Origin of the sequence: Sorangium sp. So ce362, assembly GCF_051519845.1 — a bacterium.
Taxonomy (GTDB): domain Bacteria; phylum Myxococcota_A; class Polyangia; order Polyangiales; family Polyangiaceae; genus Sorangium.
The window spans coordinates 586,905-612,302 of the sequence record NZ_CP150332.1 but is presented as its reverse complement, the minus strand read 5'-3'; the positions used below and the strand labels follow the sequence as shown (position 1 = coordinate 612,302).

The following is a 25,398-nucleotide window of genomic DNA, read 5'->3' as shown; positions in this document are numbered from 1 at the left end:
GCCCATGCATTGCGCTCGGCGCGCCGGACTCCGTAGCATCGGGTCATGGCGACAAAACTCACTACCAAGACCCAAGCTGCGGCGAGAGGGACATCCCGGATCGCCCCCAAGGTGAAGTCGACGACGGCGAAGGCGAAGGTCCAGCCGGCCGCGCCCGCGCAAGAACCGCAGGACGAGGAGGACGCGATCTACAGCCTCGACGACCTCGTCGCGCGGCGCGGCGAGGCGACGGTCGACGAGGTGCTCGCGTACGTGGGCGGGGTCGAGAAGGCTGACCTCGTCCGCGAGGGCCGGGCCGTCGCGACCTCGCGGATCGACAGGGACGCGGCGCGCCTGTACGGCAAGGCGGACGCGTTCCTGAGGAAGGCGACGGAGGCGCAGCGCGACGCCTTGCTCGGGCTGTCCGACGACCTCCTGCGGACCGCGATCTGGGCCGCGCTCCGCGGCAGCCGGCTCGCGGCCGCGCGCGACGGCGGCGTGGCCAAGGCCGGGAGCGCCAAGGCGGCGCGCGAGGCCGCGGCCGAGGCGGCGCGGCGCAGGGGCCGCGGCGTGCGCGAACAGCTCGCGACCGCGCTCCGGACGCTGAGCGGCGGCGAGCCGAGGCTGCTGAAGAAGATCGACGGCGCCCACGGCGTCGCCCCCGACGCCGCGAAGCTCGCCAGGTCGCTCGCCGCGCTGGTCAAGGTGGGACGGGAGGTCGTCGCCGACCGGTCCGAGGCCGCCGCGCTGCGCCGCAAAGGGACGCGCCTCGACGCGGCGAAGCTCGATCAGATCGAGGCGCTCGCCGAGGAGATCCGCAAGGCCGGCGACGCCGCGGCGGCGGTGACGGCGAGCGCGAGCGTCGACCAGACGGAGGTCGACACCTGGGATGGGATGAACCTCCTCCTCCTGGAGATGGTCATCGACCTCTTCGATGCCGGCCACCAGGTCGACCCGTCGGTGCCCCGGCTCGTCCCCATCTCGCTCGGCCGGTATTTCTCGCCGCGGCGAACCAAGCCGGAGAAGCCCGCCGAGGAGGTCCCCGCGGCGGCGCCGAAGGCCGCTTCGGCGGCGCCGAAGGCCGCTTCGGCGGAGCCGAAGCCCCAGCCCGGCGTGCCGGTGTAGCGCGGCGGGGCCGCGTACCTGCCTTTCCCCGCGCGCAGCCGTGGTCCCGCGGTGCGCCGCAGGGGGGGAGGCCGACAACGCAGCCATGCCCTCCAGGCGTGCAGCCATGGCTCTGGAGGGCGCGGCGAGGGTCTCTCATCACGCAGCCATGGCTCAAGCCCGCGCGGCCATGGAGTCCGGGCCTGCAGCCATGGCCTCCGAGCGTGCTGCCATGGCTCCCGTCTGCGCAGCCATGGCCTTCCGCGTGTGCAACTACGGCCTCCGCGCATGCAGGCATGGGTCCAGCCTGCGCAGCCATGCCCTCGGGGCGCGCAGCCGCAGCCGCAGCCGCCCATGGCTTTCCCGAGACCGATCACTTTTCTGAGAAATCCGCCGCGCAGCGTCGATAGTACCCGTCGAAGGCAGGAGCGACGACCCTGTTCGGATGTCACGCCCGGGATCCGTCGCCGCCGCCGTCTCATGCCCGCGCTCTCATGCCCGCGCTTGCTGGAGAGGAACCTGGCCGTGACCGCCCGCAGCTCGATCGAATGCTTGCTCGCGACCGTGCCCCTGGATGAGGTCCTTCGTGCCGGCGAGGGCGCCGCCAGGCCGCTGGGTCGCGTCGAGCCCCCTCCGGCCCCGCTGCTCACCGCGCCGCTTCCCGTGTCGTTTCGCCCGGATTCGCCTCTTCCCTGGCAGCCGTCCCAGGCGCCGCCCGCTTCCATGGCGACGGCGCCGTTGCCGGTCGCACCGGCGGCCGTCACGCGACCTGTCGCGACGCGACCCCTCGTGATCGAGGTGCCCTGTCCTCCGGTCCGCCGGGCTCCACGCTCCGATCCGACGGAGGAGCGCGCGTCATCCGCGCAGGCGCTCGCTCCGCGTCCCGCTGCGCCGGTGGCGAGCTGGCTCGCCGTCGCCGCGACCGCGGCGTTCTTTGGTATGGTCGGCGCGCTCCTGGTGCAGAGGTGGCTTGGATGAGTCAGGGCGAGCGCAGCGCACGAGACGACGACGCCGAGCCGCCCTCGCCCTCGGCGACCTATCTTCCGGGGAGCACCGTCGCGGGCCACAGGCTCGTGCGGATGGTCGGCGCGGGCGGCATGGGCGTCGTCTACGAGGCGGTCCACGAGTTCACGCAGCGGCGGGTCGCGCTCAAGCTGCTGCTCCCGTGCTACGCGAGCACCGAGCAGGTGCGCGAGCGCGCCCGCAAGGAGGCCATCGCGCTCTGCCGGCTGCGGCACAAGAACATCGTCGCCGTGCACAGCGCCGACATGCTGCCCGACGGCACGGTCTGGATCGCCATGGAGCTCCTGGAGGGCCAGTCGCTCCGCCGGATCTGCCAGGTGGAGTCGCCGCTGCCGATCGCGCGGGCGCTCCACATCGGCATCGAGATCGCCGACGGCCTCGCGGCGGCGCACGACCTCGGGATCGTGCACCGGGACGTGAAGCCGGAGAACGTGTTCGTCGACCGGCACGGCGACGTCAAGCTGCTCGACCTGAACATCGCGAAGATCCGGGTCGACGGTCTGCCGAGCACCCGGCCGGGCCAGCGATTCGGCACGACGGCGTACACGGCGCCGGAGGACTGCTGGGGAGAACCGTGCTCACCGGCGAGCGATGTCTACGCGCTGTCGCTGGTGATCTACGAGCTCCTGGCCGGCCGTTACGTGTTCGCCACGGGCCGGGGGCTTTCGGGGATGCCCAGCGAGGGCCAGCTCGTTGCGGCGCACATGCTGCGGATGCCGGTGCCGGTGCACGAGCTCGTGCCGTCGATCCCGGACTACGTCTGGCCGGTCCTCCAGACCGGCCTGGCGAAGCGGCCGGCCCAGCGCTTCAGGCACGCCGGCGCGGCGGCGAGCGCGCTGCGCGAGCTCCGGGAGCGCTACCTTTCGGACGTGCGCGCCGGCCGGCTCGCCGCGGCACCGGACCCAGGGACGCCGGGGTCCCGGCGGGAGCACCACGGTCCGCGATCGCCCGAGCGGCTGATCACGGCGCCGCGGCCCGACGAGAGCCGGGTGATCGTCCCTGGGCCGGCAGCCTCGGCCGAGCTCGGCGGGAGCGAGGCGCGGGAGGAGGACGCGGCGCCGGCGGCGCGCGAGGACGGTGAGGCGGCGCGGCCGGCGCAGCCTTCGGCTCCTCCGTGGCATCCGCCGCCGAGCGCGCCGCCGGCGGCCGACCCGGGCTGGCCGCTGCTCGTGACCCCCGGGCCGGTCACGGTGCGATCGTCGCCGGGAGGCCAGGGAGCAAGCCTCGTGGGACCTGACCTGCCGGCGACGGACCGCGTCGCCGACCGGCGCTGGCGAGCGCAGCTCCTGCGCCGCTGCGCCGCCGCGGCGGTGCTGGCGATCCCGATCTCGGGCGCCGCGACCGCGCTGTACATCCATGTGCGCCGCGAACGCCCCGCGATGTCCGCATCCGAGAGCGGGGCTGTGCTGGCCGCGTCCGCCGGCGGGGTCGTCACGAGCGCACAGGCGGCGCCGGCGCTCTCTGACGCCACGCGCGCCACGCGCGAGACCGGGGCACCGCCGGACGCGCGCGTGCCGGAGAGCGCAGCCGACCCCCTCGGCGTCGAGGCGTCTGAGGCCGCGCCGTCACCTCCCGCCGAATCCAGGGGGATCGCGGCCAGACCGAGCGCGCCCGCGAAGGCAAGCACGCCGGCGCAGGCGAGCACGCCGCCGCACGCGAGCGTGCCGGAGCAGCCGAGCGCGCCGGCGACACGCGCGCGTCCGGTCGCGGGGGCGGCGCAAGCGCCCGCGCGGCGCCCGTGGGACTGGCTGTTCACGTCGAAGGGGCGCGACGCGGAGAAGAACACCGACCCGTACGAGGAGGAGGACATCTACCCGATGCCCTCGCGCGGGCGTACCTCGGCGCCCGCGAGGCCGGCCAAGGCCCAGCGGGGGAGGGGCGGCGAGGGTCCGGTCGGCGGGCCGCCCCGCTTCTAGAGGACAGGCGCGGAGCGATGAATGAAAGCGCGAGCGCGGAACGAGGCACGAGGCCGAGCGAGGAGCGAAGACATGTCGAACGACGAACCCAGCGCGACCGATCCCTTCCTCGCCGAGGTCGTCGAGCGGACGCTCGCGCGCTACCGCGGGATCGCGTCGCTCGACGTGATCGAGGCCATGCGCGGGCTGCTCGTGGAGGCGCTCACCGAGGACGAGGTCGGGCGGGACCTCCTGGAGCGCGCGCGGCCTCGCGCGGCGCCGCTCGGGAGCGGCGTGGAGGCCCGGGACGGCGCCGGGGAGCCCCGGCGCAAGGCGGGGGGCGGCGAGGATGGCTGACCCCGAGGCGAGGCTCACGCCGGCGCAACAGGCGCTCGCGGCGTCGGCGCTGCACGAGGTGAGCGGCGCGGCGCGCCGGCTGTCGCCGAGGCTGCGAAGGCACCTCTCGTTCGACGAGCTGATATCGCTCGGCCGCGCGGGGCTCATCGAGGCGGCGCTCGCCTACGATCCGGCGCGGAACGACAGCTTCCCGCGCTTCGCGCGGCACCGCATCCGGGGCGCGATGCTCGACGGGTATCTCCGGGAGGCGCGGGAGCAGGACCGGGTGGTCGCGCTCTGCCTGCAGGGCGGGTACGACTACATCGCGCGGCAGCGGCGGTACGGCGATGTGATGACCGACGTCGACGGCAAGGCGGAGGAGCGGCTCCTCGACCATGTCGACGGCCTCGCGGCGAGCGTCTTCGCGACGGCCGCCGGCGTGGCGAAGCCGGAGACCGGGGAGGAGGTGCTGTCGCGGCGCGAGCGCCACGGCCGGGCGCACGCGGTGCTGCGGCGCACCCTGGAGCGGCTGACGCCGCGCGAGGCCGAGGTGCTGTCGATGCACTACGTGGAGGGGCGGCCGCTCACGGAGATCGGCGGCGCGCTCCGGATCCCGCACCCGGGCGCGTACCGGGTCCACGACCGAGCGATCGTGCGGCTCGGCAAGCTGCTGCGCGCGGCCGGCGTGACCGAGCCGCCGCCGCGCGAGGACGAGCTGTGAGCGGGCGGCGGGCGGGTCGATGGGCGATGGGCGATGAGAAAGATGAGAATTCGCGCACGCGGGGACGATGGATCGCGGTGAGGGATCGGCGGCACGGACAGGAGGCGAGGCGGTGAAGGACGAGGACCGGGACGAGCGCGGGGACCGCGAGGCGGAGGGAGGCGCGGCGAGCGAGCCGGGCGCCGGCGCGCCGGCCAGCCCAGCGCCGGCACCGAGCCAGCTGGTGTCCCACCCGGCGTTCCAGACGGGGGTGATCTACATCGAGCCGGAGCTGCGCGACGAGGTGGAGGCGTACTGGACCGCGTACGCGGCGTGGGAGAGGACGAAGCAAGGACCGCCGCCGCGGGAGCCGCGCGTGAACGTGCGGGTGGACCACGAGGGAAAGCCGAGCACCGCGGCGCGGCTGCGGGAGGCGATGGCGCCGAAGGGCACGGCGCGAGGGAGCGGCGCGAAGGGTCCAGGAGAGAAGAGCGGCGGGGGGAAGAGCGGCGGCGAGAAGAGCGCCGGGGGGAAGAGCGGCGGCGGGAGCCCGTGGGCGGCGGACGCGGCGGCAGCGGCGGCGGTGATCGACAAGAGCGCGCTCCCGTCGGCGCACCGGCCGAGGAGCGAGGCGGCGGAGGAGAAGGACGAGGCGGCGGCGAGGCCTGCGAAGGCGCGGCGCGCCGGGACGGTGGCGGCGATGCTGGCGCTGGCGGCAGGGATCGGCGCCGCGGCGATGTGCGGGGTGAAGGAAGGGGCGCCAGCGCGGAGCGCGGCGCGGGCGAGCGATGCGGCGGTGAGCGGCGCGGCAAGCAACGCGGCGGTGGCGAGCGGCGCAGCGAGCGATGCGGCGGCGCGGAGCGTGGCGGCCGACGCAGCGAGCGATGCGGCGGCCGTCGCGGAGAGCGCGGCCGAGAGAGCGCTGCCCCAGGCATCCGCCGAACGCGCAGCGCCTGCGGTGGCTTCCGATCGAGATGAGGCAGTGCCCGCTGCGCGCCGGAGACCTACGCCGGCGACGCACGCACCGGCGCCGCGGGCGCACGAGGCACGGGTGCCGACCGCGCAGCCTTCGCTCAAGCAGTCCGAAAGCGTCGGCACGGGGCAGGGAGTGCCCCCGAGGCCTGCGCCATCGCAGCCGCCCATGTCACCGCCGGCCGGGCTGTCGCAGCCGCTACCGCCCCTTGAAGGACTTCGGGAGTTCTGAACATGAAGAAGGACATATTGCTGTGCTCGCTCGCCCTCGCGATCACGCTGCTCGCACCGGCCAGCAGCGCCCAAACCGGCGCCGGTGCGCGAGGCGAGGCGGAGGCGCTGACCGACAAGGCAGGCCAGCTCTACGACGAGGGGCTCGCGGCGCTCAACCAGGCGCGCTGGGCCGAGGCGCACGCGTCGTTCCTGGCGGCTTGGCGCATCAAGCAGCACTATCAGATCGCGGCGAACCTCGGCGTGGCGGAGCTGCGGCTCGGCAAGCACCGCGACGCCGCAGAGCACCTGTCGTGGTACCTGCGAGAGGCACCCGCCGAGAGGACGGCGCAGCGGCAGCGCGCGGAGGTGCTGCTGAAGGAGGCGCTGGCGAAGGTCGCGGCGATCACGATCACCACGGAGCCGAAAGGCGCGGACGTGAAGGTGAACGGGGCCGCGGCGGGGCGGACGCCGCTCGCGCTGCCGGTGTTCCTGGAGCCGGGACGGCACGTAGTCGGCGCGGAGCTCGACGGGTACAAGCCGGCGCAGGAGCAGATCGAGCCGGCGGCGGGCCACGCGATCGGGATCACGCTGCACCTGGTCCGGCGCGACGCCGAGGCGCCGGCCGCGGCGGGCGCGTCGTCGGCGGCGGGGCCGCGGGCGGCGAGCCACGCGGCTCCAGCGAAGCGGCCGGAGACCACCGCCGCGCCGCCGACAGAGCGGAGCTGGGTGCCGGTGATCGTGCTGGGGGCGGCGAGCGCCGTGGCGCTCGGCGTGGGCGTGGGATTGACCGTGGCGGCGAACGACGCGACCGCGGACGCGAGATCTCAACAGGAGGAGATCTTCGCGGGCGGCGGCGGGTGCCTGGAGTCACCGGCGTTCGCGGGAGCGTGTCGCGAGTTCAGACGCACTACGAGGCGGTCCGATGACCTCAGCAACGCAGCGGTCGTGACGTACGCCGCATCCGGAGCGATGGCCCTCACGGCGGTCGCGCTCGCGCTGTGGCCTCGCGAGAGCGCAGCTGGGCATGCGGCTGTGCGCGTGGTGCCCGGGTTCGGTGTGCGCAGCGCCGGCATCGCCGTGCGGACCACCTGGTGATGGATCGAGGGAGAACGTGATGACGAGACTGCAGCGGAACGCACGCGTCCACGCGACGCTGGGGCTGATCCTGCTCGCGCATGGCTGCGACAGCTGGTGGTTCAACCGGACCGACGACTGCGAGTTCATGCTCACCTGCGAGAAGTACCGAGGCAGGGGCGCGACGATCGTGCCCTCGGTCTGTGTGCCGAGCGAGGCCGACGGCGCCGTGGATGACACCTGCGGCCTGTTCGTCGCCACGGGCGGCGACGACGGCAGCGAAGGCACCAAGGCCGAGCCCGTCAAGACGCTCGCCGAGGCGCTGCGACGCGCCGGCGAGACGGGCAGCGACGTCTATGCGTGCGCCGAGCCGTTCGCCGAATCGGTCGAGGTGCCGGCCGGCATCGCCCTCTTCGGCGGGCTGGATTGCGCGAACGGCTGGACCTGGATCGGCAAGCAGACGAAGACCACGGTCGCGCCTGAGGCCGAGGCCATCCCGCTGACGCTCGCGCGCGGCGAGGGCACCACGCGCCTCGAGGACATCGAGGCACGCGCGCCCGACGCGCAGCAGAAGGGCGGGTCGTCGATCGCCGTGCTCGCCGACGGCGTCACCGCAGAGCTCGCGCGCTGCGCGCTCGTCGCGGGCAACGCGGTCGACGGCGCGGATGGTGACGACGCGCCGAGCGAGGCGCCAGAACGAGCGCCGGGCGGCAGCAACGGCGTCGATGCGTGCAGCGACCTCGACGAGGTGGACGGGCCCGACGCGACGCTGAGCGGCGGCGCGCAGGTGGTCAACGAATGCGGCGGAGAGCTCTCCATCGGCGGCAGTGGCGGCAATGGGAACGTCGACAACGGGGCAGGCGGCGTTGCTGGCCAGACCGGGGTCAAGGGACATGCTGGCGCTGGAGAGCCCCCGTCGATGAGCGACGACTGGAGCTGCGGAGTATCGCCGGGGGATCCAAGCAATGGCGGTGGCAATGCCGGCAGCAACGGCACCGCTGGCGAACCTGGCGCCGGAGCCAGCGGCCTCGGCACGCTGAGCGCCAGCGGCTACACCGGCGTGCCTGGACGCGACGGCATGCCCGGAATGCCCGGCCAGGGCGGCGGCGGCGGCGGCGGTGCCAAGGGCGGCCTCGTCTGCACCGGCGGCGTCTCGGGCGCGGGCGCCAGCGGCGGCAGCGGCGGCGCTGGCGGTTGCGGCGGCCTGGCCGGACGAGGCGGCGCCCCGGGCGGCACCAGCATCGCCCTCGCCAGTATCGACGCCAACGTCACCCTGACCGACTGCACGCTCACCGCCGGACGCGGTGGCAATGGCGGCAAGGGTGGCAGCCTCCAGCCGGGAGGCTTGGGCGGCATCGGTGGCACGGGCGGCGTCGGCGTCGGTGGCACCAAGGCGGCATGCGACGGCGGCAAGGGCGGGCAGGGCGGCAACGGCGGCCCTGGCGGCGGAGGCCTCGGTGGGCCCTCGCTTGCGATCGCGTTCCGCGGCGAGCCGGTGAAGCAGGAAGGCAAGACGACGCTGACGCCCGGTACCGCGGGGGCCGGTGGTCTTGGCGGGAGCAACAACGTCGCGATGAACGCCGGAGCTGAGGGCGTGATGGCCGCGGAACAGGAGCTTCCGTGAACGCTCTGGTGCGGCCTGCAGCAGCGGGCGGTGGTTCGAAGGCAACACGTGGACGGAGGGCACCGATGAGATCGATGAGCAGCAAGGCATCCCCTCTCGTCCCGCGCCGAGCGCGGGACGAGAGACGGGCCGGCCGCGCACAGGCGCACAGCGCCGAGCACCGCCGGGGCGTGGGCATCTCTCATCTCGCCGCGCCACGGTTCGGCATCCTCGTGCTGGCCGCCGGAGTTTCCCTTGCCGGATGCGCTGTTCGGTCCGCGGACGTCACGGCAACGCCGATGCACCCGTCGTCGTCCCCACAGGAAACGCCCGCGGAGAGGACGGCCCAGGGGGAGCGCACGACCTGCTGGAGAGCGGACATCAGAGAGCCGACGCAGCAGTCCTCGTCGCTGGAGCTGACGCCCGACGACATGGCGCTGCTGGAGCAGTCCGAGAAAGCGCTGAAGGAAGCGGTGACCAGGGTCATGACGCTCAACCTGGCGACAACGCCGGAAGGCGCGCAGGTGACGGTCGATGGGTGCAAGCGGGGCCGCACGCCGTTCTCGTATCCGGTGTTCCTGGCGCCGGGTCCGCATCGGATCCAAGCGGAGCTCGATGGGTACGTGCCGGCGCAGCTTGTCATCAAGGCGAAGGCGGGGGAGACGCTGGACCTGACGATGCCTCTGCTGCGTCCGTCGCACATGGAGGTGCCCGCCACGATGAACGCACCGGTGAAGGAGGCGTCGCCTGCGGCGAGCCACGTCGCCGAGGTGTCGAAGCGCTGATGGAGGAGGGCGCGCAGCCTCCCAGATCGGGGCGACGCGTCTGAGACGAGGCGAAGGCGCGCGAGAGCAGCTCGAGCGCGGCGAGTGATCGAGGCGAGACGATGCTCCGCCATTGCGGCGGAGCGGTAGCGACGTAGCGAAGGCCGCGCGCGACGCGGCCTGATCACATCGAGGAGAACGCGCGCCGCTGTCTGCGGCACGCCATGGCTCGGCTCGTCTCGAAGACGAGCACGCGAGGAGGACGAAGGTGTACCCACAGCTCGCCATCGAGGCGGCGGCGCACTCGGACGTGGGCCGTCGGCGCAGCCACAACGAGGACAGCTTCGCGGCGCTGCCGTGCCTGGGGCTCTTCATGGTGGCCGACGGCCTGGGAGGCAACGCGGCCGGAGAGGTCGCGTCGCGGATGGCCATCGAGGTGGTCAAGGGCTGCTTCGAGGAGGACGAGGATCTCGAGGACACGTGGCCTTACGGCACGGCGACGCCGCACGACCGGGACGAGGTGAGGCTGGTGCTGAGCGTGCGGCGGGCGAACCGGGCGATCTACGAGGCGAGCCAGAAGAAAGAGGAAGTGCGCGGCATGGCGACGACCTTCGCGGGCGTGCTGCTCGGAGCTGGCATGGCGTACATCGCGCACGTGGGCGACTCGCGGGTCTACCGGATGCGGGGCGGCAAGCTGGAGCGGCTGACGCAAGATCACACGCTGCTGGAGGAGCTGCTGCGCGAGGGCGACGGCGCGCTGGCAGCGCTGGAGGCGCTGAGCGACCGGGCCAACGCCGTGACGCGGGCGCTCGGGTGCGACGAGAGCGTGGATATCGAGTCGCGCGTGGAGGCGACAGCGCCGGGAGACATCTTCCTCGTGTGCTCCGACGGACTGTGGGGCCCGGTGCCCGAGGCGCGGATCGAGGGCGTGCTGGGGAGGCACCGGGACCTGAGCCTGGCGGCGAGCCTGCTGGTCGACATCGCCAACGAGCACGGGGGGCCGGACAACGTGACGTGCGTGCTGGCGCGGCTGGGAGGTGGGTGACCCATGACAACCGCGCGGTGGTCGACAGACGCACCCCTCCCGTCCCGCGCGGAGCGCGGGACTTGGGAGGGGCGGACCGCGCGCAGGCCCGAAGGGCCGAGCACGGGCCGGGGGTGGGCATCTGTCATTCTCCTGCTCTGTCTCCTCTTCTCCGAGGCGATCGCTTTCTCAGACCGGGATGAGCGCGGGGACCGCGAAGCGGAGGGAGGCGCGGCGAGCGAGCCGGGCGCCGGCGCGCCGGCCAGCCCAGCGCCGGCACCGAGCCAGCTGGTGTCCCACCCGGCGTTCCAGACGGGGGTGATCTACATCGAGCCGGAGCTGCGCGACGAGGTGGAGGCGTACTGGACCGCGTACGCGGCGTGGGAGAGGACGAAGCAAGGACCGCCGCCGCGGGAGCCGCGCGTGAACGTGCGGGTGGACCACGAGGGAAAGCCGAGCACCGCGGCGCGGCTGCGGGAGGCGATGGCGCCGAAGGGCACGGCGCGAGGGAGCGGCGCGAAGGGTCCAGGAGAGAAGAGCGCCGGGGGGAAGAGCGGCGGCGGGAAGAGCGGCGGCGGGAGCCCGTGGGCGGCGGACGCGGCGGCAGGGGCGGCGGTGATCGACAAGAGCGCGCTGCCGTCGGCGCACCGGCCGAGGAGCGAGGCGGCGGAAGAGAAGGACGAGGCGGCGGCGAGGCCTGCGAAGGCGCGGCGCGCTGGGACGGCCGTGGCGGTGCTGGCGCTGGCGGCGGGGATCGGCGCCGCGGCGATGTGCGGGGTGAAGGAAGGGGCGCCGGCCGGAGAGGCGGCGCGGGCGAGCGGGCCCCACGCGAGGAGCGAAACTGCGGCGGCGAGCGGCGCGCACGCGGTGCGTGAAGCGGCGGCGGCGAGCGGCGCGCGCACAACGAGCGACGCGCCTGCGAGCGCCGAGCGCGCGGAGAGCGCGCCCGTCCGAGCGTCGCCGGAGGTGTCCGTCGAACGCGCCGCGCCTCCCGCGGCGCCGGATCGAGTTGAAGCGGCGCACGGCGCGCCCCGAAGGCCCGCACCCGAGGCGGACGCGCCGGCGCCGAGAGCGACCGTGATGCAGCCGGTGCAGCGGCAGCGTTCATCCGTGGCCACGGCCGACGCGACAGCCCAGGCGCCCGCAGCGCCGGTAGCGCCCGCCACCTCGTCGGCCGAGGCGCCGCTGTCGGCGCCTGTTGCCAGCGCAAATGAATCCACCGAGCCACCGGGCAAGCGCGCCCCCCACACGGAGCCGAAGTTCTGATCATGCACAGGCACATTCGTCGCATCGCCTCTGTCGCTGGCTTGCTCGCGTTGCTCTGCTGGGCGGCGCCGGGCCGGACACAGCCGAGCGCGGCACCGCACGAGGCGGAAGCAGCCGCGATGACCCAGCAGGCGCGGAAGTTGTTCAAGGAAGGCGTCGATGCCTTCGCGCAATCCCGCTGGGCCGACGCGCGGGCCGCGTTCCTGGCGGCGCTGGCGCTGAACGCCCACTACACGATCCGCGGAAACCTTGGCGCGGCTGAGCTCAAGCTCGGCCGCTACCGCGACGCGGCCGAGCACCTCGCGAGGTACGTGCGGGAGATGGCGGAGGACGCGACGAGCACGGCGGCGGAGCGAGAGCGAGGCGCGGCGATCTACGCGGAGGCGCGGTCGAAGGTGGGCACGCTGGTGGTGCGCACCGACGTGGACGGGGCGCGGGTGTTCGTTGACGGCACGTTGCGAGGGTCGACGCCGCTGCCGGATCCGCTGTTCGTGGAGGCGGGCGCGCACACGATCTCGGTGGAGCACGAGGAGTACGAGACGAAGAAGATGACGGTGCAGCTCGGGGCCGGCGGCGAGATCGAGAATGGGCTGCAGCTTCAGCCGAAGTCGGCGGGCGCACCGCCACCGAGGCTGCTGGACACGACCATGGCACCGCCCGACCGCAGCGCGGAGGAGCACGCCGGCGGTCCGAGGACGGCAGTGCTGATCGGCGGTGCGGCGACGGCGGGAGCGGCGGCGGTCGCGGGCGTGGTGTTCACGGTGCTGGCGAACGCGAACGCCAGCGACGCGGAAGAGCAGCGAAGGCTGCTGCGTCAAGCGGGCGGCTTGGGTGCATGTGAGGCTCCCGGCGCACCCGCGCGATGCACGGAGCTGAAGGACGCCGTCGCCGCTCGCTACGATCTCAGCAACGCGGCGTTCTGGAGCTTCGTCGGTGCGGGGACGATCGGGGTCGGAACACTCGTCTATGGTCTCATGTCGCGCGCCTCCGTGAACGAGCGGCGTGTGCATGTAACGCCTCTCGTCGGGTCGAGCGGCCTCGGGATTGGAGTACGCGGTGGCTTCTGAGCAGGGTGTAGAGGGTCGAGGAGACAGAAGCATGCGTCGGACTGCTCGCTGTGGCTCGGTGCTCATTCTCGGGGTGATGGTTGCCGTGAGCCAGCCGCTGGGATGCTTCCCGTATGCGATGCCGGACGACTGCACGCTCACGCTCGTGTGCGACGTGAGCAGCGGTGAGGGCGGTGGCGGCGGCAGCAGCGCCGTGTGCGATGTGGACCCGACGGAGGACGCGAGCACGGCGACGGAGGAATGCGCGGTGTTCGCGAGCGCGAGCGCGATGCCGGGCGGCGATGGAACCAAGGCAAGGCCGTACGCGTCGCTCGGGGAGGCGGTGGCGAACGCGAACGGCAAGCGCGTGCTGGCGTGCGCGAGCGGGGCGTTCGCGGAGAGCGTGACGATCGGAGCGGAGGTCGAGGTGATCGGCGGCTTCGACTGCGCGGCGGAGTGGACGTGGAGCGCTGAGGCGCGGAGCGCGATCGTGGGGCCCGCAGGGCAGATCGCGCTGACGCTGAGCGAGGGAGCGAGCGGTGCGAAGGTGAGAAGCTTCGCGGTGCGCGCGGCCAGCGCGGTGAAGAGCGGCGGGTCGTCGATCGGTGTGGCCGTGGCGGACATCGAGGCGGAGCTGGCGCAGGTGGATGTGACGGCGGGCGACGGGATGGACGGCGAGAACGGGACGACGCCGACAGAGGCGCCCATCGCGGGCGCAAGCGCGGAGGCGACGAGCGCGTCGAATGCGTGCATGGCGCCGAACCTGGTCATCGGCGGGACCGCCGGCGCGACGACGTGCGAGGACGGCGAGACGCGCGGCGGAGACGGCGGGACCGGAGGAATCACGGGGACAGAGGAGGGCAACGGGCTGGCCGGGCGGGATGGGGGGCCGATGCCGGAGCCGAATCCATCCGGGAAGGGCATCGGCGGCGTCGGGCAGGTCGATCCTGAAGGCGAGTGTGAGCCAGGCGAACCGGGCAAGAGCGGCAGCGCTGGCGGGCCAGGTGACGCTGGCAGCGGCGCGACGCTGACGCTCGCCGGGATCAGCGGCGGAGACGGCGGCCAAGGCATGACGGGCGGCCGTGGTCAAGGGGGCGGCGGGGGCGGCGGCGCCAAGTCGGGGTTGTTCTGCTCGCTCAACTCGACCCTCGTCGATGGCGTGGGTGCGAGCGGCGGCGGCGGCGGGGCCGGTGGGTGCGGCGGTAAAGGAGGGGGCGGCGGCAAGACCGGCGGGTCGAGCGTCGGGATCCTCAGCCTGGGCACGAAGCTGGTGCTGACCGATGTCGCGGTGACCGTAGGGAAGGCCGGAAAAGGCGGCGACGGCGCGGCCGGCAGGACGGGCGCCCGAGGAGGGGATGGCGCCGCTGGCGGAGCGGACTCCGGGCTGGGCGACTCAAGACGCGGCTGTCAAGGAGGAAATGGCGGCGACGGCGGCCGCGGTGGCTCCGGCGGCGGCGGCCGAGGCGGCTACGCAGTCGGCATCACCTTCGCGTCGACCCCGGCCGCCCCCCCCGAGCTGAAGACGTTTACGCCAGGCACGCCGGGCGCCGGCGGAAACGCCGCGCCCGGCGGCCCGCCGGAGAGCGCCGGCGCGCCGGGGAGCGCCGGGAGTTGCTGGAATTTCGGCTCAGGTGGATCGTGTGAGAATTGAAGCGCTCTGGAGGGAATGAGCTTCTCCGGACCAATCAAGGGCAGCATCGCTTCAGGAGGCTGGACGTGCAGAGCACCCAGGCAGTAGATTTCAGCGTGCCGCGGCAACGCGGATCGGTGGGCTGCTCGGGGCTAACAACACTGCTGCGAAAGCGTGAGTGTCGGGCGGGTGGGCCGATGGTCTGCTGAAATCCTCCACTGCTTCGTCAGGCCTATAGTCTGGATATTTATCCAATGGCCATTGGCAGCAGCCCGGGAGAAGCGGACCCCTTTGGGGCCTGGCGCCTGACAGGGATGAGCGCGCGCCGCGCGTGCGCCGACGTGGCCCACGCGCGCTGAGCAGGGAGCAGCGCCTCGCGCGCTGAGGTGGTCGTGAGGAGGATTGAGCGCGCCGCGATACGCGGCGCGCCATGGCTCGGCTCGTCCTGTGGACGAGCACGCGAGGAGGACGATCGTGTATCCACAGCTCGCCATCGAGGCGGCAGCGCAGTCGGACGTGGGCCGCCGCCGCAGCCACAACGAGGACAGCTTCGCGGCGCTGCCGTGCCTCGGGCTGTTCATGGTGGCCGATGGCCTCGGCGGCAACGCGGCCGGAGAGGTGGCGTCCCGGATGGCCATCGAGGTCGTCAAGAGCTGCTTCGAGGAGGACGAGGATCTCGAGGACACATGGCCTTACGGCACGGCGACGCCGCACGACCGTGACGAGGTGAGGCTGGTGCTGAGCGTGCGGCGGGCAAACCGGGCGATCTACGACGCGAGCCAGAAAAAAGAGGAAGTGCGCGGCATGGCGACGACCTTCGCGGGCGTGCTGCTCGGAGCTGGGATGGCGTACATCGCGCACGTGGGCGACTCGCGGGTCTACCGGATGCGGGGCGGCAAGCTGGAGCGGCTGACGCGGGATCACACACTGCTGGAAGAGCTGCTGCGCGATGGCGACGGCGCACTGGCAGCGCTGGAGGCGCTGAGCGATCGGGCGAGCGCGATCACGCGGGCGCTCGGGTGCGACGAGAGCGTGGCGATCGAGTCGCGCGTGGAGGCGACGGCGCCGGGCGATATCTTCCTCGTCTGCTCGGATGGGCTCTGGGGGCCGGTGCCCGAGCCACGGATCGAGGGCGTGCTGGGGAGGCACCGGGACCTGAGCCTCGCGGCGAGCCTGCTTGTCGACATCGCCAACGAGCATGGCGGGCCGGACAATGTGACGTGCGTCCTGGCGCGCCTGGGAGGCGGGACGAGACGGCGCGCTGAGCCAGGCGCGACGAACGGCGGATGTGAGGGGATGCCTTGGGTCGGGTAGCACAAGGCCGGGCTCCGCGGCGCATCGGACAGGAGTGCTCACGGTTCAGGAGGGAACATGGAAGACATGCTGGGTGCAATGTGGCTCGTCTCGCCGATCGGGCTCGCGATGATCGCGTGCATCGCGATCGGCTTCGCGGTCACCGCGCGCGAAGCGTTGGGACGCGAGCGGGGGTTTCGTGAGGCGCGCGAGCTGGCGCATGATGAAGAGGAGGCCGCCCTCACCGACGCGAAGGAGCAGGCAGCGGGGGAGCGGGACCGTTGCCGGCGCCTGCTGGACTGTCACGTCGATGCGGCGCTCGCCGAGCTGAGAGACGCCCGAGGGCGCCCCGTCCCCTGGCCAGGAAGGGTCCTCGAGTCGTTCTGCGCGACGACGCCTTCGTGGAGGAGGAAGCTGGCCGAGAGCACGGGGTTGGAACCGAGGGAGGTGGAGCGGCTGCTGAGGAGCGACCTGCCCATGAGGCCCGGCCTCGCGCGGCAGCTGGAGACCTTCACCGGCACGCCGGCGCGGTACTGGGAGCGCCTGTGGCGGCTGCACGACGACCGCCGAACGGACGCGGAGGATACCGCGGTGTTCCGGGCCGGTGAGCTCGTCACCGAGCGTGAGCGCTCGGCGTCGCCGCCGATACCTCCCCGCGCGCTCGACATTCCACCTCCCGTGGTGCCGTCTCCCGAGCTCGCGGCCAGGAGCCCGCAGGCGAAGCTCCCGCCGCCTCCCCTGCCGCAGCTCCGGCCACCGCGCCCTGTCCGCGCCGTCGCGGGGGAAGAGCTCGCCCGTCGCGCTGCCACCCTGACGAGCTTCCCGCTGCAGCCCGACGAAGGGGGGACGAGCGCGGCCGGTGCGTCCGATTGGGAGGAAGCAGAGCGCTCTCCCCTGAACACGACGCTCCCGGGAGTAGGGCGCCATGGGTGAGAAAATCTCTCCCTCCGGGATCCCTGGCCGGACTTCGGCGGGTGGACCACGAGGAGAAGCCGAGCACGGCGGTACGGTGACGTGTGCGCCGGCGGCTGGGAGGTCTGGGAGGTGGGTGAAGTGCTTGCGACAGGCGCACCCCTCCCTGAGCGCGCGGAGCGCGCGATTTGGGAGGGGCGGACCGCGCGCAGGCCCGAAGGGCCGAGCACGGGCCGGGGGTGGGCAACCCTCATTCTCCTGCTCCTCATTCTCCTGCTCCTCTTTCTCATCTCCGGATCTACCCAGCTCACGGACCGGGACGAGCTCGCAGGCCCGCGGCGAGCGCAGGCCGGCCACCCCACAGCGTGCCTCGCTCGCCGCACGCCATCGATCAACCTCACCTCGCCGAGGCGCACCGCCCCAGCAGGAACGACGCCAGCGCCTCCGCCTTCGGCACGAGGGTGCTCACCTCGATGAGCTCGTCCTTCGTGTGGAAACCGCTGCCCCGCGGCCCCAGCCCGTCGATGGACGGGATCCCGATCTCGGCCGTCGAGCTCGCGTCAGACCCGCCGCCGATGAGCGGCGCCTCGGCGTCGCCAAGCCCCGCCGCCCGCGCGCAGGCCGCGTACTCGCGGCAGAGCGCCGCGCTCGCCTCGGTCCGCACGAGGGGAGACCGCGCGATCTCGCCGTCGACGCGCACCGCGGTGCCGGGGACCTCGATCGCCGCCTCGTGCGCCGCCGCGGCGAGCGCCGCGAGGATCGCCTCGCCGTCCGCGAGGCTCACGAAGCGGAAATCGACCCCGGCCTCCGCGGCGTCGGGCACCGTGTTCCTGCCCTGCCCGCCGCTCACCTTGCCGACATTGACCGTCACCCCCCGGCCGTAGTCGGTGAGCCGCTGCGCCCAGTCGATGAAGCGGGCGAGCGCCCAGATGGCGTTCGCGCCCTGCTTGTGCGCGTTGCCAGCGTGCGCCGCCTTGCCCGTGGCCCTCACCACCGCGGCGCCCGTGCCCCTGCGCGCGGTGATGATCCTGTCGCCCTCGCGCCCCGCCTCGAACACGAGCGCGCACGCCGCGTCCGCGAGCTCGCGCTGCAGCAGCGGGCGACCCTCGGGCGACCCGACCTCCTCGTCCGACACGATCGCGAACCGCACCGCGATCTGCGGCAGCGCGCCGATCTGCTCGAGCACCCTGAGCGCCTCGATCGCCACCACGAGCCCGCCCTTCATGTCGAGCACCCCGGGCCCGCGCGCGAGGTCGCCGTCCAGGCGGAAACCCTCGAAGACCCCCGGGGGGAACACCGTGTCGAGGTGCCCGACGAGGGCGACGTGCCCCGCCGGCGACGCCTTCGCCGCCTCGCTCTCCACCACCCAGTGCGCGGCGAACCGCGCGCTCGCGTGCCGCCGCACGCACAGGCCAGGGATCGTCGAGAGCTCGTTGGCGATGACCTCGCCCACCGCGTCGCCGCCGCGCGGGTTGTCCGTGAACGAGTTGAGGTTCACCAGCCGCTCGAGGAGCGCGAGCATCGGCTCCGTGCGGCTGGACAGCGCCTGTCGGAGTGCCTGGATCACCACGCCAGCATGCCACGGAAGCCCGGGCACCGCCGCGCCGCCGCGCCGCCGCGAGGCCGGGCGCGGGGAGGACCCGGCGACCTCTGCCCTGCCCGCTGCAGAAGTGATACGTGTTGCGCTCATGAACCGTCCCAGAGCAGCGCGGAGGCACCCGTGACAGCGTCGGAAGGGCCGCTCGTCATCAAGCTCGGCGGCGAGGTCGTGGGCAGCCCTGCCCTCGCCGTCCTCGCCGGCGACCTCGCGGCGCTCACCCGCGGCGGCGCGCGCGCGGTCGTCGTCCACGGCGGCGGCGCGCAGGCGAGCCGGCTGCAGGAGCGCCTCGGCATCCCCGTCCGGCAGGTCGCGGGCCAGCGCGTCACCGACGCGGACACGCTCGACGTCATGAAGATGGTCGTCGCGGGCAAGCTCAACGTCGACCTCTGCGCCGCGCTCCTCGCCGCGGGCGCGCGGCCCGTCGGGCTCCACGGGGCGAGCGGGCCCGCCCTCTCGGCCGTCAAGCGGCCGCCGCAGGTCTACAGGAGCGCCGGGCCCGAGCCGGTGGACCTCGGCCTCGTCGGCGACATCACGGGCGTCGACCGCGGGCTCCTCGAGCTGCTCGGGCGCGCCGGCTACGTGCCCGTGCTCGCCTGCCTCGGCGCCGGCACGGACGGGCAGGTCTACAACATCAACGCCGACACGGTCGCCAACCGGGTCGCCATCGAGCTCGGCGCCGCCGGGCTCTTCCTCGTGAGCGACGTGCCCGGCGTGCTGCGCGACGTCTCGGATCCCGCCTCGCGCATCCCGAGCCTCACGGTCGGCGAGGGGCGCGCGCTCATCGCGAGCGGCGCCGTCACGCGCGGGATGATCCCGAAGCTCGAGGAGTCGTTCGCCGCGCTCGCGGAGGGGGTCCGCCGCATCCACATCGTGGGACGGCTGAGCCCGGGGGATCTCGCGCGCGAGGCGAGCGCGCCGGGCTCGATCGGCACCGTGCTCGTCCCCTGAGCCGCGCGGCCGGCCTCGTCCCCTGAGCCGCGCGGCCGGGCTCGACCGCTGACCCGCGCGGCCGGCCTCGCCCCGGCTGACCGCGCGCCGTATGCTCCTCGCGGGCTCGATCATGGATGCCGTCCGATCAGCGGTCTTGTTCGTGCAGGCGCATCGCGGCCAGTTCGCGATCGGGGCGGGCGTGGCCGTCACAAGTTTCATCGTGGCCACGTCGCTGGCCGCGTTCGTGCTTGTCCGGCTGCCCGAGGACTACCTGGAAAAGCAGGAAGACGAGCCCTTCCTGCCAGGACGCCCAGCCTGGATGCGCATCTCGGCGCGCATCGGGAAGAACCTGCTCGGCGTCGTCGCGGTGGCGCTCGGGATCATGCTCGCGCTGCCCGGCATTCCGGGCCCGGGCGCGCTGGTGATCCTGATCGGCGTGATGCTCCTCGACCTCCCCGGCAAGCGGCGCATGGTGCGGCGGATCCTCGGGGCGCCGAAGATGCGCGCCGTCGCCGATCGCGTGCGCGCCCGCTTCGGCCGCCCGCCGCTGCGCGTTCAGGCGGGCTCCCGCGGCTCCTCACCCGGCGCGCCCTGAGCGCCCGCGGCGCCCGGCGCGCCCGCCGCCGGCGCGCCCCTCTGGGCCCGCGCGCGCAGCCGCAGGTGCCACGCGAAGAGCGCCGCCGCGAGCGCGAGGGCGAGCCCCGCCGAGACCCACTCGCGCGGCGCGAGCAGCATGCAGCCGGCCAGGAAGGCGCAGGCCGCGAGCGCAAGGCGCTCTTCCGCGTCGGGCATCGGGGACACGTTCGCTCCTCGTTACCGCCCCGCGCCGCCCGCATCAAGCGCCCCGCGCCGCCGCCGCGGTGAGCCCCGCGCGCATCGAGCGCGCCGCGCGATCTCCAGGGGGAGCCGGCGCGCCGGCGCGTCGCGATCCTGGTCGCCTCGTGCGGCGCCAGCGCGGTTGCGGTAGGTACGAGCCGGGAACCCGCGAGCCCTGCGCTCGCGTAGAATCGACCTCGACGCCTTATGAACGCAAACGACGATCGCGACGAGCGCGGGCCCGAGGGCGCGCTCCGGGACGAGGACCCCAGCGGGAGCCGCGGAGATGGCCGCAAGGCCGCTGCCGCCGCGGGAGGCTCCAGCGCAGGCGAGGACGCGCCCGCGGGCGGCGCCGCCGCGGACGACGACCGCGAAGCCGAGGGCGAGGACGACGCCCCGCCGCCGGCGCCTCCCCCCGCGCGCGGGCCCTCGATGTGGGACATCCTCCGGGACAGCTTCTTCACGTTCGACCGGCGGACGCTCGGCTTCACGCGCATCCTGCTCGGCTTCTTCCTGATCGGCGACCTGCTCCGCCGCACGTGGGCGTGGACCGACATGTTCGCGGACATCGGCGTCCTGCCGAACCACGTGAACCTCTGGCGCCCGCAGGGCGGCGGGAACTTCTCGCTCGTCAACGCCTTCTCCACGTCGGGCGAGCTCTGGGTCCTCTGGGCCGTGATCTTCGCGACCTACGTCTGCCTGCTCATCGGCTGGAAGACGAAGCTCATGCAGGTGCTCTCGCTCGTGTTCGTCACGAGCATGAACGGGCGCGTCCTGCTCATCGAGAACGGCGGCTACGTCGTCCACAACCTGCTCCTGCTCTGGACGTGCTTCCTGCCGCTCGGCGATCGCTTCTCGGTCGACGCGCTCCTCGCGTCGCTGAAGCGGAGCCGCGAGCGGACCGCGGACGATCTGAACGACCGCACAACGGTCGACGACCCGCTGAAGCCGAACGACCACGTGACCGTCCTCGGGCCCGTCCTGCTGATCCAGATCGCGGCGATCTATTTCTTCAACGTTGTGCACAAGACCGGCCCCGCCTGGAAGAACGGGACCGCGATCCACTACGTGCTCTACGTCGACCGGATGGTGACGCCGATCGTGGCGGACATCCGCGACTACGCGCCGAAGGTCGTCATCGTGTTCATGACGAAGATGGTGATGGCGTTCGAGGCGGCCCTGCCGGTGTGCCTCCTGTCGCCCCTCGGCCGCGTGTGGGCGCGGCGGCTCGCGCTCGTCATGATGAACGTGCTCCACATCGGCTTCGGCATGACGTTCGTGCTGGGGCCGTTCGCGTGGGCGCTCTGCGTGTTCTCCACGCTCCTGTTCGGCCGGGAGGACTGGCAGATCGCCGCGCGCACGATGCGGCGCGCGCACCGGGCCCGCGTCGTGCTGTTCGATCCGCGGTCGCCGGGCGCCGTCCTCGCTTGCCGCGTGCTGAAGCGGATGGACCGGTTCGGGCTGCTGACCTTCGAGGCGTCGGGCTCCGCGGCGCACGGGCTCGCGGCGCGGCGCCCCGACGGCGCGCCGCTCGAGGGCGCCGGGGCGCTCGCCGACATCGTCGCGGCGATCCCGCTCGGCCCCGCCGTGGCGTGGGTGCTCCGCCTGCCGCTCGCGCGCGACGCGGCCACCGCGGCGATGGCGGCGGCGCACCGCCGCAGCCTGGGCCGGGCGCTCGGCGCGCGGATCCCGGAGCGCTCGGAGGTCGCCGCCCCGCCGGCGCCGCTGCGGCTCGCCGGCCGGAAGACGCTCGCCGCGCTGCGCGAGCTCGCCGTGCTCGCGATGTTCGCCGGCGCCGTGAACCAGGCGGCGGTCGAGCTCTGGGTCATCAAGAACCGCTGGAAGGTGCCTCACCCCGAGGAGACGCGGGTCCTCGCGCAGAAGCTCCGGTTCCTCCAGGGCTGGTTCATGTTCTCCCCCAACCCGGTGATGGATGACGGGACGATCGTCGTCGACGCCGTCACGGTCGACGGCCGCCACATCAATCCTTTCACGGGCAAGCCGCCGAACTTCGACCTCCTGCACGCGAAGAGCTTCGCGTACACCCAGATCTGGTGCGACTACTTCGCCCGCATCAAGCTGCCGGCCAACACGTCGTACCGCGACGCGATGAAGGAGTACATGTACCGCTACCCCGAGCGCACGGGCCGGCCCGAGGACGCGATCGTCTCCGGGGAGGTGTACTGGGTGAAGGACTGGAACCCGAAGTGGGGCAAGACGGAGAGCTACGGGGAGGAGCGCGAGCGGCTCTTCTCCTTCCACAACCCGAAGGCCCAGGCGCGCACCCCGGCCGAGCCGCCCGGAGCGCCCACGCAGCCCGACAAGAGCCCCGCGGACTAGAACCAGGAGCAGGGCAAGGACATGGACAAGGGGGCGCGCGCGCAGGCGAGGCACAGGGACGCCGGACAGAAAACGGCGTTCTTCGCTTGACAGCCGCGTCCCGGCGAGTAGAGTCCGCGCTCTCGAAAGCGAGGGCCTGTAGCTCAGTTGGGAGAGCGCTAGAATCGCACTCTAGAGGTCGCAGGTTCGATCCCTGTCAGGTCCACCCTCGAAATCTTTAGCTTATTCGCCTCACCGGCGCCGCCCCGGCGCCCACCTGGCCAGGGTCGCAGCCAGGATCCCGCGAGCTCGGCGCTCGTGGCTGGCTCTCCTGGAGCTCAGGGGCCGCGCGGCCGCTCCTCCGCGGCCGCGTGCCGGCCCCTCGCCGCCTCGACGATCCCCGCGATCCCGGCGCCGCCGCCGAGCGCCGCGATGAGCGCGACCACGACCGGGGCCCGCGCCAGGCTGCGGGCGCGGGAAGGGCCCCGCCGCTCGGGGGGCGTGTCGAGCCGAGCCAGCACGGCCTGCATCTCGGACACCGCGCCGATCAGGCCGCTGCCCTCGTGCCCGGGTGACGGCGCGCGACCCAGCGCAGCGCGGGTCTCGGAGCGGAACTCGGCCAGGTCCTCCTGCAGGGCGTTCACGCCCGCGGCGGCGCTCGTCGCCAGCTCGAGCGCGCGGATCTCCGCATCGCTCACGCGGACCGGCCTCCCGCTCGGACGGCGCTCGTCGTCGTAGGTGTCTCGCGCTCGCCGTGACGCGGGCGCGCTCGGGACTTGGTCTTCGTCGATCCTGGGCATGGGCCCTCCTCAGCGGCGGCGAGCACAGATGGCGGAGCGCGCGGCCGCCGCGGCGCGCGCCCCTGGAGCCCTCAGATAGCCGCCCAGTTCGCGCCGTCGCTGATGAGGCGGAGGTCCCCCCACGCCGTGTTGATCGTCGCGGTCGTCGCGCCGTCGAGGGTCTCCGACGCGTTGCCATCGACCACGATCGCGTTGGTCGACGCCGTCACGTTCGAGACCCAGATGGGCTCGCCCTCGTGTCCCACGGCCGTGGGAAGCGTGACGGTGAAGCCGGCCGAGGTCGGATCGCACTTCACGAGCTCGCCGTAGGTCGCCGTATAGGCCGCCGTGACGGGCGCGATCCGCTGGTCGAGCTCCGGCTTGCGGTACCCGTCATTCGCCGGCATCTCGTACTTGCCCGACCCCACCCAGCCGCCGGTGGTGACGGCGAGCGTGCCCGCCGTCGTGTCATGCACCGTGCTGGCGAGCGTGGTGCCGGTGCCCTCGTCGAGCTTCGCCTTGTACGTAGTGCCCTCGGGGTCCTCGTCGTCGTAGTAGGCGGCGATCGCCAGTTCCCACGCGTCCTCAATCGAGAGGGCCGCACCGTGGCCGACCAGGAAGCCCTGGTACAGGCCCGGCGCGCTACTGAGGCTCGAGAACGCGCCCACCGCCCATCCATCCTGCGACGTGATGCTGGCCTCGCCGATGACCACCCGCTGCACCAGCCGGCCGTTGCAGAGCAGCGCCGCTTCCTTCCCGGGCGCAACGAACACGAACAGATCGTGCCATCGATACTGCTTCAGGCACTCCGTGTAGGCGTTGGCCGCGATGACAGCGCCAGCGCCCGCGCTCTTGTGATAGAGGTTCAACCTCGGGCCGGTCATCGTCAGCATGCACCCGTCGTTGTACGGGTTTTCTTGCATGACGATCACGTTCGTGCCGGTCTTCAGCTCGAACGGCATGTACCGGACCCGGAAGAAGAACGGGTTGGACCCGACGTTCAGGGCCGCTTGCGCGGGAAACGTCGCGCGGTCGGTCGTCGCCCGGAGCTCGATGCAGGCCTGCGCCGCCCGGCGCACGAACGTCCGCGGAACCTTCGCCCCCTCGAGGCCAGCACCGATGCCCTGGACCACCTGGCGCGCGATCTCCTCGCCCCAGATCTCATAACCAACCCGGGAGAGGTGCACGTTATCGGCGTACGCGGAGGCGGGGACCTTGGCCGTCGCGTCGATCACGTTCCACGTCCGTCCGAGGGTCGGAGCGCGCTTGACCAGCCACGCGTTGAAGGCGAGCGCCACGGCGGAAGCAGCGATGGAGCTCGCCGTGTCGTCCTTGAAGTCCAGCACGCAGACCCGGTGCTTGTTGGCCCGGGGGAAAAGCCGGGCCAGCTGCTTCTCGTAGTCCCGCTCGCGCTGCTGAAGGATCGCGAGCGTCTCTGCCTCGGAGTACCCGGCTACGATGAGCGCGGAAATGTCATTCGTCCCGCCGCCGGCGATAACGTCCGTGGGCGCTTCGTCGCACGCTTCCGCGATCTTCGGGAGCATCTCGATGAGGCCCTCGTTGAGGCGCACCTCGCCCGAGCCGGCGTACGTGATGTCGATCGGGGTGGTGCTGCCCTCGTACTGAGCGAAGCTGACGACGTCGCCGACGACCGTGGCGACGTAGTAGATCGGCTGCTGCACCGCGAGCACCGGAGGGTCGGTGGTGCCGCTGAAGTCGAGCGTGCACGCCACGCCCACGGCCAGGGTGTGCCCGGGCACGGTGAACGTGTTCGCGGTCGCGTCGATGGCCGTGACCGCGCTGCTCTTCGAGAGCCTGCGCCCGCCGAACGCCCAGTGCCGCCAGTCGCCGATATGCGCGCGGGGATGGTCATGAAAATCATCGATTTTGGGGTATCTGCCCCAAGTGAAGCCGGCGCCGTTCGGTGCGCCATAGCCTCGGCCAACCATTCTGAATCGGATCCCCTCCTCCTGGAAGACGCGCTGCAGGGTCGAGCGGGGCCCGGTAGCGTTGTCGGCGTTGGCGGCGAAGCCGGAGAAGTTGCTATCGCCGGTGTCGAGGACCACGCGCCGCGCGGGCGCTTTGGCGATGTCTTGGAGCCTATCGGTCATTGCGGTTTC

At 73.0% G+C, this 25,398-nt stretch carries 21 protein-coding genes and 1 tRNA gene; 18 read left to right on the top strand and 4 right to left on the bottom strand.

What is annotated here, in order from left to right:
* Positions 1-45 precede the first annotated feature (45 nt).
* From WMF17_RS02505 to WMF17_RS02440, 14 genes are all read left to right on the top strand, one after another.
* Positions 46-1,104: a hypothetical protein gene (locus WMF17_RS02505; RefSeq protein WP_437600365.1), complete on the top strand. Its 1,059-nt coding sequence runs from the start codon at positions 46-48 to the stop codon at positions 1,102-1,104.
* Positions 1,105-2,057: 953 nt separating this feature from the next.
* On the top strand, positions 2,058-4,022 hold the full coding sequence (locus tag WMF17_RS02500) for a protein kinase domain-containing protein (protein WP_437600364.1): 1,965 nt from the start codon (positions 2,058-2,060) through the stop codon (positions 4,020-4,022).
* 72 nt (positions 4,023-4,094) lie between these two features.
* Positions 4,095-4,358 carry a hypothetical protein gene (locus tag WMF17_RS02495; RefSeq protein ID WP_437600363.1) on the top strand — a complete coding sequence of 88 codons (264 nt, stop codon included), beginning with the start codon at positions 4,095-4,097 and terminating at the stop codon, positions 4,356-4,358.
* Positions 4,351-5,058, top strand: a complete 708-nt coding sequence (locus WMF17_RS02490; protein ID WP_437647908.1) for a sigma-70 family RNA polymerase sigma factor — start codon at positions 4,351-4,353, stop codon at positions 5,056-5,058. The genes WMF17_RS02495 and WMF17_RS02490 overlap by 8 nt, the downstream gene beginning before the upstream one ends.
* Positions 5,059-5,170: 112 nt before the next feature.
* Positions 5,171-6,241 carry a hypothetical protein gene (locus WMF17_RS02485; protein ID WP_437647906.1) on the top strand — a complete coding sequence of 357 codons (1,071 nt, stop codon included), beginning with the start codon at positions 5,171-5,173 and terminating at the stop codon, positions 6,239-6,241.
* Between the two features lie 2 nt (positions 6,242-6,243).
* Positions 6,244-7,317, top strand: a complete 1,074-nt coding sequence (locus tag WMF17_RS02480) for a PEGA domain-containing protein (RefSeq protein WP_437647904.1) — start codon at positions 6,244-6,246, stop codon at positions 7,315-7,317.
* A gap of 19 nt (positions 7,318-7,336) precedes the next feature.
* Positions 7,337-8,920, top strand: a complete 1,584-nt coding sequence (locus WMF17_RS02475; protein ID WP_437647902.1) for a PGRS family protein — start codon at positions 7,337-7,339, stop codon at positions 8,918-8,920.
* Positions 8,921-9,330: 410 nt separating this feature from the next.
* Positions 9,331-9,684 carry a PEGA domain-containing protein gene (locus tag WMF17_RS02470; protein WP_437647900.1) on the top strand — a complete coding sequence of 118 codons (354 nt, stop codon included), beginning with the start codon at positions 9,331-9,333 and terminating at the stop codon, positions 9,682-9,684.
* A gap of 247 nt (positions 9,685-9,931) precedes the next feature.
* Complete coding sequence (locus WMF17_RS02465) at positions 9,932-10,708, top strand: PP2C family protein-serine/threonine phosphatase (protein WP_437647898.1); 777 nt, start codon at positions 9,932-9,934, stop codon at positions 10,706-10,708.
* Between the two features lie 270 nt (positions 10,709-10,978).
* On the top strand, positions 10,979-11,953 hold the full coding sequence (locus tag WMF17_RS02460; RefSeq protein ID WP_437647897.1) for a hypothetical protein: 975 nt from the start codon (positions 10,979-10,981) through the stop codon (positions 11,951-11,953).
* Between the two features lie 119 nt (positions 11,954-12,072).
* Positions 12,073-13,020 carry a PEGA domain-containing protein gene (locus WMF17_RS02455; RefSeq protein ID WP_437600360.1) on the top strand — a complete coding sequence of 316 codons (948 nt, stop codon included), beginning with the start codon at positions 12,073-12,075 and terminating at the stop codon, positions 13,018-13,020.
* Between the two features lie 85 nt (positions 13,021-13,105).
* The gene (locus tag WMF17_RS02450; protein WP_437600358.1) at positions 13,106-14,650 is read left to right on the top strand and encodes a hypothetical protein; all 1,545 of its coding nucleotides are present in this window, start codon (positions 13,106-13,108) and stop codon (positions 14,648-14,650) included.
* A 453-nt stretch (positions 14,651-15,103) separates the two neighbouring features.
* Positions 15,104-15,943 (top strand): PP2C family protein-serine/threonine phosphatase, encoded by an 840-nt coding sequence (locus WMF17_RS02445; protein ID WP_437600357.1) that lies wholly within the window; start codon positions 15,104-15,106, stop codon positions 15,941-15,943.
* 57 nt (positions 15,944-16,000) lie between these two features.
* Entirely contained in the window at positions 16,001-16,855 is an 855-nt protein-coding gene (locus tag WMF17_RS02440; RefSeq protein ID WP_437600356.1) for a helix-turn-helix transcriptional regulator, read from the top strand.
* A 376-nt stretch (positions 16,856-17,231) separates the two neighbouring features.
* On the opposite strand, the gene WMF17_RS02435 is transcribed toward WMF17_RS02440, so the two are convergent.
* Positions 17,232-18,401 (bottom strand): M20/M25/M40 family metallo-hydrolase, encoded by a 1,170-nt coding sequence (locus WMF17_RS02435; protein WP_437647895.1) that lies wholly within the window; start codon positions 18,399-18,401, stop codon positions 17,232-17,234.
* Positions 18,402-18,554: 153 nt separating this feature from the next.
* Here WMF17_RS02435 and argB point away from each other — a divergent pair, with 153 nt between their 5' ends.
* Positions 18,555-19,382 carry an acetylglutamate kinase gene (gene argB / locus WMF17_RS02430; protein ID WP_437647893.1) on the top strand — a complete coding sequence of 276 codons (828 nt, stop codon included), beginning with the start codon at positions 18,555-18,557 and terminating at the stop codon, positions 19,380-19,382.
* Between the two features lie 91 nt (positions 19,383-19,473).
* A complete protein-coding gene (locus WMF17_RS02425) occupies positions 19,474-19,959 on the top strand; it encodes a hypothetical protein (protein WP_437600352.1) in 486 nt (161 codons plus the stop codon).
* On the opposite strand, the gene WMF17_RS02420 is transcribed toward WMF17_RS02425, so the two are convergent.
* The gene (locus WMF17_RS02420) at positions 19,920-20,165 is read right to left on the bottom strand and encodes a hypothetical protein (RefSeq protein ID WP_437600351.1); all 246 of its coding nucleotides are present in this window, start codon (positions 20,163-20,165) and stop codon (positions 19,920-19,922) included. The two genes, WMF17_RS02425 and WMF17_RS02420, sit on opposite strands and share 40 nt — an antisense overlap.
* Before the next feature lie 222 nt (positions 20,166-20,387).
* On the opposite strand from WMF17_RS02420, the gene WMF17_RS02415 reads away from it, so the two are divergent.
* Together WMF17_RS02415 and WMF17_RS02410 are read left to right on the top strand one after the other, a co-directional pair.
* A complete protein-coding gene (locus tag WMF17_RS02415) occupies positions 20,388-22,520 on the top strand; it encodes a hypothetical protein (protein ID WP_437647891.1) in 2,133 nt (710 codons plus the stop codon).
* 132 nt (positions 22,521-22,652) lie between these two features.
* Positions 22,653-22,725 (top strand) — tRNA-Ala (locus WMF17_RS02410).
* A 112-nt stretch (positions 22,726-22,837) separates the two neighbouring features.
* On the opposite strand, the gene WMF17_RS02405 is transcribed toward WMF17_RS02410, so the two are convergent.
* Positions 22,838-23,299 carry a hypothetical protein gene (locus WMF17_RS02405; protein ID WP_437647889.1) on the bottom strand — a complete coding sequence of 154 codons (462 nt, stop codon included), beginning with the start codon at positions 23,297-23,299 and terminating at the stop codon, positions 22,838-22,840.
* Between the two features lie 71 nt (positions 23,300-23,370).
* The gene (locus tag WMF17_RS02400; RefSeq protein WP_437647887.1) at positions 23,371-25,389 is read right to left on the bottom strand and encodes an SGNH/GDSL hydrolase family protein; all 2,019 of its coding nucleotides are present in this window, start codon (positions 25,387-25,389) and stop codon (positions 23,371-23,373) included.
* Between the last annotated feature and the right edge of the window lie 9 nt (positions 25,390-25,398).

Coding starts and splice junctions, on each gene's coding strand:
- WMF17_RS02405 (WP_437647889.1), bottom strand. CDS start 23,299: ATGCCCAGGATCGACGAAGACCAAGTCCCGAGCGCGCCCGCGTCACGG.
- WMF17_RS02505 (WP_437600365.1), top strand. CDS start 46: ATGGCGACAAAACTCACTACCAAGACCCAAGCTGCGGCGAGAGGGACA.
- WMF17_RS02480 (WP_437647904.1), top strand. CDS start 6,244: ATGAAGAAGGACATATTGCTGTGCTCGCTCGCCCTCGCGATCACGCTG.
- WMF17_RS02500 (WP_437600364.1), top strand. CDS start 2,058: ATGAGTCAGGGCGAGCGCAGCGCACGAGACGACGACGCCGAGCCGCCC.
- WMF17_RS02455 (WP_437600360.1), top strand. CDS start 12,073: ATGACCCAGCAGGCGCGGAAGTTGTTCAAGGAAGGCGTCGATGCCTTC.
- WMF17_RS02475 (WP_437647902.1), top strand. CDS start 7,337: ATGACGAGACTGCAGCGGAACGCACGCGTCCACGCGACGCTGGGGCTG.
- WMF17_RS02415 (WP_437647891.1), top strand. CDS start 20,388: ATGAACGCAAACGACGATCGCGACGAGCGCGGGCCCGAGGGCGCGCTC.
- WMF17_RS02470 (WP_437647900.1), top strand. CDS start 9,331: ATGGCGCTGCTGGAGCAGTCCGAGAAAGCGCTGAAGGAAGCGGTGACC.
- WMF17_RS02425 (WP_437600352.1), top strand. CDS start 19,474: ATGCTCCTCGCGGGCTCGATCATGGATGCCGTCCGATCAGCGGTCTTG.
- WMF17_RS02490 (WP_437647908.1), top strand. CDS start 4,351: ATGGCTGACCCCGAGGCGAGGCTCACGCCGGCGCAACAGGCGCTCGCG.
- WMF17_RS02400 (WP_437647887.1), bottom strand. CDS start 25,389: ATGACCGATAGGCTCCAAGACATCGCCAAAGCGCCCGCGCGGCGCGTG.
- WMF17_RS02440 (WP_437600356.1), top strand. CDS start 16,001: ATGGAAGACATGCTGGGTGCAATGTGGCTCGTCTCGCCGATCGGGCTC.
- WMF17_RS02495 (WP_437600363.1), top strand. CDS start 4,095: ATGTCGAACGACGAACCCAGCGCGACCGATCCCTTCCTCGCCGAGGTC.